12 protein-coding genes are annotated in these 11,572 nt (G+C 68.8%); 11 read left to right on the plus strand and 1 reads right to left on the minus strand.

Annotated elements, in window-relative coordinates; translation table 11 throughout:
* Window positions 1–138 precede the first annotated feature (138 nt).
* On the plus strand, window positions 139–1,380 hold the full coding sequence (locus tag I4484_RS08125; protein ID WP_197450451.1) for a lipoprotein-releasing ABC transporter permease subunit: 1,242 nt from the start codon (window positions 139–141) through the stop codon (window positions 1,378–1,380).
* Window positions 1,373–2,116 carry an ABC transporter ATP-binding protein gene (locus I4484_RS08130; RefSeq protein ID WP_197450452.1) on the plus strand — a complete coding sequence of 248 codons (744 nt, stop codon included), beginning with the start codon at window positions 1,373–1,375 and terminating at the stop codon, window positions 2,114–2,116. The genes I4484_RS08125 and I4484_RS08130 overlap by 8 nt, the downstream gene beginning before the upstream one ends.
* Window positions 2,117–2,159: 43 nt before the next feature.
* Here the strand turns inward: I4484_RS08130 and I4484_RS08135 are convergent, their stop codons facing one another.
* Window positions 2,160–2,699: a DUF2062 domain-containing protein gene (locus I4484_RS08135; RefSeq protein ID WP_197450453.1), complete on the minus strand. Its 540-nt coding sequence runs from the start codon at window positions 2,697–2,699 to the stop codon at window positions 2,160–2,162.
* A gap of 140 nt (window positions 2,700–2,839) precedes the next feature.
* On the opposite strand from I4484_RS08135, the gene I4484_RS08140 reads away from it, so the two are divergent.
* The 9 genes from I4484_RS08140 to murB all read left to right on the plus strand — a co-directional run bounded on the left by I4484_RS08140 (window position 2,840) and on the right by murB (window position 11,561).
* A complete protein-coding gene (locus I4484_RS08140; RefSeq protein WP_197450454.1) occupies window positions 2,840–5,119 on the plus strand; it encodes a DNA internalization-related competence protein ComEC/Rec2 in 2,280 nt (759 codons plus the stop codon).
* Window positions 5,120–5,152: 33 nt separating this feature from the next.
* Window positions 5,153–5,821 (plus strand): MotA/TolQ/ExbB proton channel family protein, encoded by a 669-nt coding sequence (locus I4484_RS08145; protein WP_197450455.1) that lies wholly within the window; start codon window positions 5,153–5,155, stop codon window positions 5,819–5,821.
* Window positions 5,818–6,246 (plus strand): biopolymer transporter ExbD, encoded by a 429-nt coding sequence (locus I4484_RS08150; protein ID WP_197450456.1) that lies wholly within the window; start codon window positions 5,818–5,820, stop codon window positions 6,244–6,246. Before I4484_RS08145 ends, I4484_RS08150 begins: the two co-directional genes overlap by 4 nt.
* Window positions 6,243–8,000 (plus strand): lipid A export permease/ATP-binding protein MsbA, encoded by a 1,758-nt coding sequence (gene msbA, locus I4484_RS08155; protein ID WP_197450457.1) that lies wholly within the window; start codon window positions 6,243–6,245, stop codon window positions 7,998–8,000. The genes I4484_RS08150 and msbA overlap by 4 nt, the downstream gene beginning before the upstream one ends.
* A complete protein-coding gene (lpxK, locus tag I4484_RS08160; protein WP_197450458.1) occupies window positions 7,997–9,007 on the plus strand; it encodes a tetraacyldisaccharide 4'-kinase in 1,011 nt (336 codons plus the stop codon). The genes msbA and lpxK overlap by 4 nt, the downstream gene beginning before the upstream one ends.
* A 78-nt stretch (window positions 9,008–9,085) precedes the next feature.
* Complete coding sequence (locus tag I4484_RS08165; RefSeq protein WP_197450459.1) at window positions 9,086–9,295, plus strand: Trm112 family protein; 210 nt, start codon at window positions 9,086–9,088, stop codon at window positions 9,293–9,295.
* Complete coding sequence (gene kdsB / locus I4484_RS08170; protein ID WP_197450460.1) at window positions 9,295–10,068, plus strand: 3-deoxy-manno-octulosonate cytidylyltransferase; 774 nt, start codon at window positions 9,295–9,297, stop codon at window positions 10,066–10,068. The genes I4484_RS08165 and kdsB overlap by 1 nt, the downstream gene beginning before the upstream one ends.
* A 9-nt stretch (window positions 10,069–10,077) precedes the next feature.
* Window positions 10,078–10,557, plus strand: a complete 480-nt coding sequence (locus I4484_RS08175) for a low molecular weight protein-tyrosine-phosphatase (RefSeq protein WP_197450461.1) — start codon at window positions 10,078–10,080, stop codon at window positions 10,555–10,557.
* Window positions 10,554–11,561 carry a UDP-N-acetylmuramate dehydrogenase gene (murB, locus tag I4484_RS08180; RefSeq protein WP_197450462.1) on the plus strand — a complete coding sequence of 336 codons (1,008 nt, stop codon included), beginning with the start codon at window positions 10,554–10,556 and terminating at the stop codon, window positions 11,559–11,561. The genes I4484_RS08175 and murB overlap by 4 nt, the downstream gene beginning before the upstream one ends.
* Window positions 11,562–11,572 lie beyond the last annotated feature (11 nt).

Here is an 11,572-nt window from a genome sequence, read left to right on the forward strand (position 1 = left end):
TTAAGACGGTGCCGGTAGCGAGTCGGCGCAATGTAGGCGTGCATCGACAATCTTGCAAGCACTGGGCAATCCACACGCACCCGATGCAGCGCAGCGCAAAAAACCGTACCATGGCCCCCTCTGACAAGGAACGCGATGATGCTCGACCGCCTGCCACTGTTGATCGGGTTGCGCTATGTGCGCGCCAAGCGCCGCAACCACTTCATTTCCTTCATCTCCATGACCTCCATGCTGGGCCTGATGCTGGGCGTGGCGGTATTGATCCTGGTGCTCTCGGTGATGAACGGCTTCGACCACGAGCTGCGCACGCGCATCCTCGGCATGGTGCCGCACACCAAGATCGAGTCGCGCAGCGGCCTGGTCGAGTGGGAGGCGCTGGCCGACCAACTGATGCAGCGTGAACGGGTGATCGGCGCCGCGCCCTACGTGCAGCAGCAGGGCATGTTCTCGGTGAGCGGACGCAACGAGGGCGCCATGGTCAATGGCATTCACCCCGACTGGGAGGGGCGAGTCTCGATCATCGGCCGCCACATGCGCCAGGGCAGTCTCGACGACCTGCAGCCAGGCGAGTGGAACGTCGTGCTGGGTTCGCTGCTGGCGCGCCACCTGGGCGTCGGCGTGGGTGACCGGGTCACCTTGCTGGTGCCCGAGGCTTCGATCACGCCGGCCGGCGTCTTCCCGCGCCTCAAGCGCTTCACGGTGAGCGGGATCTTCAGCGTCGGGGCCGACCTCGACGCCAGCCTGGCCTACGCCAACATCGAGGACATGCAGGCCCTGGCGCGCCTGGGTGATGCGGTAGGCGGGCTGCGCCTCGAGCTGAACGACCTGTTTACCGCCGGTGCCGAGACCCGTGCCATCATCGATCAGTTGGGCGGCGGCTATCGCGGCATCGACTGGACCTTCTCCCATGGTAACCTGTTCCAGGCCATCCAGATGGAGAAGCGCATGATCGCACTGCTGCTCACGGTGATCATCGCCGTGGCCGCCTTCAACATCGTCTCGACCCTGGTCATGGTTGTGACCGACAAGCACGCCGACATCGCCATTCTGCGTACCATCGGCGCTACGCCACGTTCGATCATGGGCATCTTCGTGGTGCAGGGTCTGGCGATCGGCGTGATCGGCATCGCCATCGGCGTGGGGCTGGGTATCCTGCTGGCACTGACCGTCTCCGATCTGATCGGCTGGGTGGAGTCGACGCTGGGCATCCAGTTCCTCGATGCCGGGGTCTATTTCATCAGCGATCTACCGTCGCGCCTGCACTGGGACGACGTGCGAGACATCGTCGCCGCCGCCTTCGGCTTGACCTTCCTCTCCACTCTCTATCCGGCCTGGCGCGCCTCGCGCGTGCAGCCCGCTGAGGTACTGCGCTATGAGTGATTCGGCCACCGCGAACCACGAGAGCCTGTTGCAGCGTACGGCCAGCGGCAGGGTGATGCTGGCCTGTCGTGACCTCACCCGCGTCTATCGCGAGGGGCCGCAGGACGTCACCGTGCTCGATGGCCTCTCGCTCGAGGTGCGCGCTGGGGAACGGGTCGCCGTGGTGGGCAGCTCGGGGTCGGGCAAGACCACGTTGCTCAACCTGCTGGGGGGGCTCGATCGTCCCACCCGCGGCGAGGTGAGCATCGCCGGTGAGTCGTTGCTCGAGCTGGGTGAGGCGGCGCTGGGCAGGTTTCGCAACCGACACATCGGCTTCGTCTATCAGTTCCACCATCTGCTCGCCGAATTCACCGCGCTGGAGAACGCGGCGCTGCCGCTGATCGTGCGCGGCCAGCGCAAGAAGGCCGCCGAAGCCAGGGCGCGCGAGCTGCTGGTCAAGGTGGGCATCGAGCACCGGGCCGACCACAAGCCTGGCGAGCTCTCGGGGGGGGAGCGCCAGCGCGTGGCCATCGCCCGGGCGCTGGTCACCGACCCCAGTCTGGTGCTGATGGACGAGCCGACCGGCAACCTCGACCAGGCCACCGCGGCCAGCATCCTGGCGTTGATGGACGAGCTGGCCCGCACCACGGAGTGCGCCTTCGTCGTGGTGACTCATGACCCTTCGCTTGCCGCGCACCAGGATCGGGTGATGAGGTTGGACGGGGGGCGCCTCACCGAACAGGGCGAGAGAGGCTAGCGTCGAGGCGTTCGAGACCCTTCCAAGCCCCCGCTCCGGGGGCTTAGTCGTTCATGTCACGGCGCCGCAGGCGTCGCTTCAGGGTACGCTGCTTCCAGCTGCGTGAGATGCGCCAGCGCCATACCAGGCGTACCAGCAGATTCGCCAGAATGGCCAGCACGATGGCCGTTGCCACCGAGCCAAGCGCCAAGGCGGGCAGAATGTCGGCCATGCGTTCGGCGATCCAGCGGGTCGAGATGCGGGCGGGGGCTTCGCGCGCCGGGGTGTCCATCAGCCAGGCGCCGATGCGGTAGTTGCCGTAGAAGACCAGCGGCATGGTCAGGGGATTGGTGATCCATACCAGGCCCACGGAGAGCGGAAGGTTGCAGCGCAGCAGCCAGGCGCCGAGGGCGGCCACCACCATCTGGCAGGGGATCGGCAGCATGGCGCTGAACATGCCCACGGAGAAGGCGTTGGCCACGGTTCGCCGGGTGAGCACCCATAGCCCGGGATCGCCGATCATGCGGCTCATGAAGCGCAGCGAACGCTGGCGCCTGAGCGTCTCGGGATTGGGCATGTAGCGCTGCAGGAATCGGCGCGGCATGTCGGATTGGCTCGCTGCTTCGTGACCCGGGTATTATCCATGTCTGGGGGGAGAGCCGCCATGCCGTGGGCGGAATGTGGCTCAACGGGACGAGGCGTGTCCGGGGCAGGAAAGAAGGGGGCGAGGGAGTGCGACTGGGCATGGCGATGCCGCTGGCGTTGGCGGTGCTGGCCGGCGTGGGCCTGGGGCGCTGGGCGCCGCCGGGACTGTTCGAGATCTGGGCGCTGTGCCAGCTGTGGCGGGTCGCGCGGGGGGAGTGGCGGGGCGTCGCGCTGGGGGCGGTGGTCGCTCTCGCGGCGTCCCAGGTGCTGTTGGCCAGGGGTGCCGTGCTGCCCGACGGCCTGCTGCGAGCCGACCTCGCCCTGGAAGGGCGCATCGAGTCGGTCCAGGAGGAGGGACGGCTCAGTCGGTTGATGCTGCGCGTGGAGTCGTGCAGGCCGTTGGACTTCGCCAGGTTGCCGTGCGACTCCCTGCGCCGGGTGCGGCTGAGCTACTTCGAGGCGCCGGTGATCGCGCCGGGCGAACGCTGGACCATGACCGTGCGGCTGCGGCCACCGACGGGATTCGCCAACCCCGGGACGTTCGACTACAGCGCCTGGTTATGGCGCGAAGGCATCCAGGCGACCGGCTACGTGCGCAGCGAGCCCGCCGCCGAGCGGCTGGAGGCGGCATCCACCTCGCTGCGGCAGCGGGCGCTCGGCTATCTCGATGAGCGGGAGCTCTCCCCGCAGACCGTGCGCTGGCTGGCCGCCCTGACCCTGGGAGCGGGCGAGCGGCTCACGCGAGACGACTGGGACCTGCTCAACGCCAGCGGTACCACCCATCTGATGGTGATCTCCGGCCTGCATGTCGGGCTGGTTGCCGCCTTCATGCTGCTGGTCGCACGCGCTCTCGCTCGACTGCTCACGCCGAGCCGCTGGCGCATGGCGGTATGGCCATGGTGGCTGGCCGGCGTCGCGGCCGTGGGCTATGCCTGGTTGGCGGGTCTGCAGCCGCCGGCCATGCGCGCCATGATCATGACCCTGGTGGGACTGTGGGTGGCCAGCGGTCGCCATGCGCCCGGCCCCTGGCAGGCGTGGTGGCTGGCCTTGGGTCTGGTGGTGCTGTTCGACCCGCTGTCGGCGTGGCGCCCGGGGCTGTGGCTGTCGTTCCTGGCCGTGGCGCTGCTGATCCTGATCTGGCAGGGGCGACCGCGCCCCCGGGGCGTGAGCGGCTGGGGCTGGGGGTTGCTGCGCACCCAGCTGTTGCTGGCGCCGCTGATGGCTGCCGCCGTGCTGCTGGCATTCGCCCGCCTGGCACCGGCGGCGCCGCTGGTCAATCTGGCGGCGGTACCGCTGGTGAGCCTGGTGCTGGTGCCGCTCGGGCTGCTGGGCTGGCTGTTCGCGCCCTTGCCCTACCTCGGCAGTGCGTGTTGGTGGCTCTTCGAGCACGCTACCCGGCTTCTGGTAGGCGTGCTGACGCTGTCCGTGGAGCGCCTGCCGCTGTGGTGGCCCGCGCCGGAGCAGGTCTGGCCGCTGGCGTCGATGCTCGGCCTCGTGACGTTGCTGTGGGCGCTGCCCGGCCTGGCCAGGGCGCTGCGCCTGGGAGCGACGCTGCTGCTGGTGCCGGCCATGCTGGGACTCTCACCTTCCGTGCCCGAGGCGAAGACCCTGCGGGTCAGGGTGCTGGACGTCGGCCAGGGCCAGTTGATCGAGCTGCGCAGTGCCAACTATCGCTTGCTCTACGATACCGGGCCCCGTTTCGCCTCGGGCTTCGCTCCGCTGAGTTCAGTATGGCCGGCGGGCCAGTATTTCGATGAGGTGGTGGTCAGCCACGGCGATCTCGACCATGCCGGTGGCCTCAGCGTGCTGACCGAGCGACATGCGGTGGGGCGGTTCCTGGCGCCACCCGGCGAGTCGCTCGAGGCGCGCTACGAGACCTGCCTGCGCGGTCAGGCCTGGCAGCGGGACGGCGTCTCCTACCGGGTGCTGTGGCCGCCCGAGGAGACGACGGAGCTGTCGGGCAACGACCGCTCCTGCGTGCTGGAGGTGACGGCGGGTCGCGATCGCCTGCTGATCACCGGTGACGTCGGGCGTGACATCGAGCGCCTCTTCCTGCTCGAGGTGGCGCAGCCGGTCACGCTGCTGGTGGCAGGACATCATGGCAGCCGCACCAGTTCGGGGCCGCAACTGGTACAGTGGGCGACGCCGCGTCATGTGATCTACAGTGCGGCGCGCCACGGCGCCTTCGGCCATCCCCATGACGAGGTGGTGCGGCGATTCCGGCGGGCCGGCAGCTGCCAATGGAACACCGCCCTGGATGGTGCCGTGACGTTCTGGCTCGGTCGCGACGCGGGCGGCGAGCCCCTCGCCATGCGCGGCATGCCCTGGCGCCGCGGCGGTGTCGAAGGCAGGTGCCTTGCGGTAGAATCGCGCCATTGATCGCCGCGCTCGTTGCGTGAAGAGGGGAAGACGATGGACATGATGGATGCACTCATCGCCGGCGGCTGGCTGATGATCCCGCTGCTGGGATGCTCGCTGCTGGCAACGGTGATCATCATCGAGCGCCTCTGGACCCTGCGCGCCAAGCGTATCGCACCCTACGGCTTGGGGCAGGAGGTCTGCTCGCTGGTCGCCCGTGGCCAGGTCAATCTCTACTGGCTGGAAGGTCACTCGCCGCTGGGGGGGGTGCTGGCGGCCGGGCTGCGCAACGCCCGGCTGGGCCACGAACAGGTCCGCGCCCGGCTGCAGGAGGCGGCCACCGCGGTGATCCACGACATGGAGCGCTTCCTGAGTCCGTTGGGTACCATTGCCGCCATCACCCCGCTGATCGGGCTACTGGGCACCGTGGTGGGCATGATCGAAGTGTTCGCGGTGATCGTTTCCGCCGATGGTGCCAGCCGCACCGCCGAGCTGGCCGGCGGCATCTCGCGTGCCCTGGTGACGACCGCGGCGGGCCTCACCGTGGCGATCCCGGCGCTGATGTTCCACCGCTACTTCCTGCGCCGAGTCGAGGACATCACCGTGCGCATGGAGGAGCAGGCCGGCCAGGTGGTGGAGTTCCTCGCCCACTATCGCGGCGAGCTGGGCTTCAGCGAACAGCGCGAGGGCGAGCGCCCCGCCGCGGAGGCCCGGGGCTCGTGAAGTTCACGCGCCGTCGCCGCGACCCGGTGGAGGTCAATCTCACGCCGCTCATCGACGTGGTCTTCCTGCTGCTGATCTTCTTCATGGTATCGACCACCTTCGAGACCCGGCAGGCGCTCGAACTCACGCTCCCCGAGAGCACCGCGGGGGTCGACCTCGAGGTCTCGCCGGTCACGCTGACGGTGACGGCGCAGGGGGGGTACCGGCTGGGAGAGCGCGAGTTCGACGCCGACGAGCTCGGCGAGGCGCTCTCCACCGAGGCCGAGCAGGCCAGGCTGCACGGGCTGGTGATCGAGGCCGATGCCCGGGCCGTGCACGCCGACGTGGTGCGGGCGCTGGACCAGGCGGGAGGGCTAGGCATTCGTCAAGTTCGCATCGCCACACGCGAAACACAGGCAACATCCACGCAAGCGGAGACACCGTGACTCAAGACCGGACCCAACACTCGGGCTGGGCCCTCTACAAGCAGCTGCTGGCCTACGTCAAGCCGCACTGGATCTCCTTCACCCTGGCGATCGTCGGCTATGCGCTCTATGCGGCCTCGAGCACGGCCCTGGCCGAGATGATGAAGCGTCTGATCGACGGCATCCAGGATCCGGACGCCGCCTTCCGCTTGTTCCTGCCGCTGTTCGTGGTGTTCATGTTCGCGGTCAGGGGGCTCGGGACCTTCCTCGGCACCTACTTCATGAGCAACGTGGCGCGCAACGTCGTGCATGCGCTGCGCTGCAACGTGTTCAACCACATGCTGCACCTGCCGGGACGCTTCTTCGATTCGCACTCCAGCGGGCATCTGATCTCACGGGTCACCTACCACGTGGAGCAGGTCACCGGGGCGGCGACCAATGCCATCACCATCCTGCTGCGTGAAGGGCTGTTCGTGATCGGTCTGCTGGCCTACCTGCTGTGGACCAACTGGATGCTGACCCTGCTGTTCCTGGCCGTGACGCCGTTGATCGGCGGCGTGGTGAGCTACGCCAGCAAGCGTTTCCGGCGCATCTCACAGCGCATCCAGAGCTCCATGGGCGACGTGACCCACGTCGCCTCCGAGGCGCTCACCGGCTATCGCGTGGTGCGCACCCACGGCGCCGAGGGCTTCGAGAAGGCGCGCTTCGCCCGGGCCAGCGACTACAACCGCCAGCAGAAGATGAAGGAGGCCTTGACCAAGGCCATCAGCACGCCGGTGATCCAGCTGATGATCGCGGTGTCGCTGGCCATCCTGGTGTGGCTGGCGATGTCGCCGGCGCTGCTGGCCAACATGACGCCCGGTGAGTTCGTCGCCTTCATTACCGCCGCCTCGCTGATGGCCAAGCCGGTGCGCCAGCTCACCGAGATCAACAGCGAGATCCAGAAGGGCATCGCCGCGGCCGGGGAGCTGTTCGGCCTCCTGCGGGTGCCGACCGAGCCCGACGAGGGGACTCGCGAGCCCGATCGCCTGCGCGGCAGGGTCGAACTGCGCGGGGTGCACTTTCGCTACGGCGACGATCAGCCCGAAGTGCTCAAGGGCATCGACGTCGTCATCGAGCCCGGCGAGATGGTCGCCATCGTCGGCCGCTCGGGAAGCGGCAAGTCGACCCTGGCCGGGTTGTTGCCGCGTTTCTACCGCCCCACGGCAGGCCAGGTGCGGATCGACGACGTGCCCATCGACGAATACCGCCTGGCGCCGCTGCGCCGCCAGATCGCCCTGGTGTCGCAGCAGGTGACCCTGTTCAACGCCAGCGTCGCCGACAACATCGCCTATGGCGTGCCGCATGCCGATCGCAGCAGCATCGAGGCGGCGGCGAAGGCGGCCTATGCCCACGAATTCATCGAGCGTCTGCCCAGCGGCTACGACACCATCGTCGGTGACAACGGCGTGATGCTCTCCGGCGGCCAGCGCCAGCGCCTCGCCATCGCCCGGGCGATCTTCAAGGATTCGCCGCTGCTGATCCTCGACGAGGCGACCTCGGCGCTGGACACCGAATCGGAGCGCTACATCCAGCAGGCGCTCGAGGTGGTCTGCCACGGGCGAACCACCCTGGTCATCGCCCACCGGCTCTCTACCATCGAGCGCGCCGATCGTATCCTGGTGATGGAGCAGGGCCGAATCGTCGAGCAGGGCAGCCATGCCGAGCTGCTGGCCCGCGACGGCGCCTATGCCGCCCTGCACCGGCTGCAGTTCCAGGAAGCTTCGGTGTCATGAGCCGGGGCCTGGGCGAGCGCTGGCTACGGGCGGCCTATGGCGACGCCGCTTGGCTCAGGGCGCTGCGGCCGCTGGAGGCGCTGTATCGCTGGGTGCAGGCGCGTCGCGCGGCGGCCTATCGCGAGGGGCGGCGCACGGCATGGCAGGCCGGGGTCCCGGTGATCGTGGTCGGCAACGTGACCCTGGGCGGTACGGGCAAATCTCCCCTGGTGGCCTGGCTCGCCCGCCATCTGAAGGCGAGTGGCTGGCGGCCGGGCATCGTGTCGCGGGGCTATGGCGGCAAGACGGGGCAGGGGGCAGGCTATCCTTTACGCGTCACGACGCAGACGCCGGCCGCCCGCAGCGGTGACGAGCCACGCATGCTGGTGCGCCAGACCGGCATGCCGGTGGTGGTCGATCCCGACCGTCCACGTGGGGTGCGGGCACTGCTCGAGCAGGGCTGCGACATCGTGCTCAGCGACGACGGCCTGCAGCACCTGGCGCTGGGGCGTGACATCGAGCTGGTGGTGGTCGACGGCCGCCGCGGCTTCGGCAACGGGCGCTGCCTGCCGGCAGGCCCGCTGCGCGAACCCTTGTCGCGCTTGAACGAGGTCGATGCCGTGCTGGTCAACGGCGAAGCCGCCTTTGCACCGCCAGACGGCGCTTACCGCTTTCGCCTGGCGCCGGCCCGCTGGCGTGCATTGGCCGACGATGCGCTGTTTCCCCTGGCGCCGCTGCCTTTTCGCGGGCCGGTGCATGCGGTGGCGGGGATCGGCAATCCCGGGCGCTTCTTCGATACCCTGGCGGACCTGGGCGTCGAGGCGAAGCCGCATGCGTTTCCCGACCACCACCGTTTCACGGCGGAGGATCTGGCCTTCGACGATGACCTGCCGGTGGTGATGACGGCCAAGGATGCCGAGAAGTGCGACGCCATGACCCTCGCGCAGGGCTGGGTGCTGGAGGTCGAGGCCGAGCCGTCGGCAGACTTCGTGGCCTGGCTGGACAGGCGGCTGGCCGGGCTGCGATAGCGCCCTTGGCCACGTCGGCAAGAGTAGCAAATCAGGCGGGGCGCAGCCCCGCGACGGTCGGACGAGAGAGGTGAAACGATGGACAAGGAACTGCTGGCCATGTTGGTTTGCCCGCTGTGCAAGGGCAAGCTCAAGTACGACCGCGAGGCCCAGGAGCTGGCGTGTCACTATGATGGGCTGGCCTACCCGATACGCGATGGCATTCCGGTCATGCTGCCCGAGGAGGCTCGCCGGCTGGAGGTCGACGAGAAGCTGCCGCCGTCGTCCGGCCGTACCGGAGAGGCGTGATGGGGACGGACAACGCCTTCGTCGCGGTGATTCCGGCGCGCTTCGGCTCCTCGCGCCTGCCGGGCAAGCCGCTGCTCGACCTCGCCGGCGAGCCCATGGTGGCCCATGTTTGGCACCGAGCCTGCGAGAGCGCAGCCAGCCGCGTGGTGGTGGCCACGGACGATGCGCGTATTCGTGACGCCATGCTGCCGCTGGGCGCCGAGGTAGTGATGACGCGGGCCGACCATCCTTCCGGCACCGACCGCCTGGCCGAGGTCGCCGAACACCTGGGGCTCGCCGACGACGCCGTGCTGGTCAACGTGCAGGGCGACGAACCGCTGATCCCGCCGCGTCTCATCGACCAGGTCGCCAGGCGACTCCATGACGATCCCGGCGCCTCCATTGCCACGCTTGCCGAGCCCATCGCCGACGTCGAGACGCTGTTCAATCCCAATGTGGTCAAGGTGGTGCGGGCGCTTTCCGGCCGCGCCCTCTATTTCTCGCGGGCCCCCATTCCCTGGGATCGCGAGGCCTTTGCCGCGCGGCCCGAGTGCCTCGGGACCGATGCCTGGCTGCGCCATATCGGCCTGTATGCCTACCGCGCCGCGTTCCTGGCCGAGTATCGCGACTGGAGCCCTTCGGCGCTGGAGCGGCTGGAGCAGCTCGAACAGCTTCGGGCGCTTCACCATGGCCACGCCATACAGGTGGCGCTGGCCGCCGAGCCCAATCCAGCCGGCGTCGATACGCTCGAGGACCTGGAGCGCGTCAGGGCGCTGCTGAGCACGAGGAAGTAAGGAGGGAGGATGCGCGTTCTGTTCGTCTGTCTCGGCAATATCTGCCGTTCCCCGACCGCCGAAGGCGTGTTTCGCCGCGAACTCGAGGCGGCCGGGCTGGCCCACCGCGTGGAGGTCGATTCGTGCGGCATCGGCGATTGGCACGTGGGCAGGGCGCCGGACCCACGCTCCGCGGATGCCGCTCGCCGGCGCGGCATCGACCTGAGCGAGCTGCGCGCGCGCCAGCTCGCGGCCGATGATTTCACGCGTTTCGATTACCTCCTGGCCATGGACCACGATAATCTCGCGGCACTGAGGGCGCAGTGCCCCGGCGGGTGCCGGGCCCACATCGGCCTGTTCCTCGACTTTGCCGGCCATATCGACCGCGCGGTACCCGACCCCTACTACGGCGGCGAGGGTGGCTTCGAGGAGGTGCTCGACCTGATCGAGTCCGCTTCTCGCGGCCTGGTCGAGGAGATCGCCTCGCGGCTCGAGGGGCAGCGGCCTTGAGCGATACCCTGCTGGCCGATTACGACCTGAGTTCGGCCAATACCCTGGGGCTGCCGTGCCGCGCCGAGCGCTTCGCTGCGCCGGCGGCGCTCGAGCCGCTGCGCCGCTGGCTGCGCCTGGCGAGTGCCCGGGCGTGGCCGCTGACCGTGTTGGGCGGTGGCAGCAACCTGATCCTGCCCGAGCGGTTGCCGGGGTTGGTGCTTCAGCCGGCGCTGCGCTACTGGTGGCTGGAGCGTCGAGGTGACAACGTGCTGGTGCACGTCGGGGCGGGGGTCGAGTGGCATCCGCTGGTCATGGCGCTGGCCGGCCGTGAGCTGTGGGGAACCGAGAATCTGGCGCTGATTCCGGGCTCCTGCGGTGCCGCACCGATCCAGAACATCGGCGCCTACGGTGTCGAGCTGTGTGAAGTGCTCGAAGCGGTCGACGTCATGTTCGTCGAGGATGGCCGTTGCGCGCGGCTGACGGTGGAGGAGTGCGCCTTCGGCTATCGCGACAGCATCTTCAAGGGCGAACTGGAGAGCAAGGCGATCGTCACCGGGCTGACCCTGCGCCTCTCCCGCGAGCCTCAGCCGCGCCTAGGCTATGGCGATCTGGCCCAGCGGGTAGGCAGACACCCCGGGCCGCTCGAGGTGGCCGAGGCAGTTTGCGCCATTCGGCGCGAGAAGCTCCCCGATCCCGCTGTGCTGGGAAACGCCGGCAGCTTCTTCAAGAACCCCATCGTCGAGCGCAAGCAAGCCGCTCAGCTGTTGGCAACATGGCCCGACATGCCGCTCTTCGAATTGCCGGATGGGCGCGCCAAGCTGGCCGCCGGCTGGCTGATCGACCGCTGTGGTCTCAAGGGGTGGCGGGCCGGCCACTTCGGTGTCCACGAGCGTCAGGCGCTAGTGCTGGTGCACTTCGGCGGCGGTAGTGCCGGCGAGCTGCTGGCGGTTGCCGAGCGCATCGTCGAGCGGGTCCAGGCCCGCTTCGGCGTCTCGCTCGAGCGCGAGCCCCGGCTGGCCTGAGCGCACGTCGC

Source organism: Halomonas sp. SS10-MC5, assembly GCF_015992245.1.
Classification (GTDB): Bacteria; Pseudomonadota; Gammaproteobacteria; order Pseudomonadales; family Halomonadaceae; genus Halomonas; species Halomonas sulfidoxydans.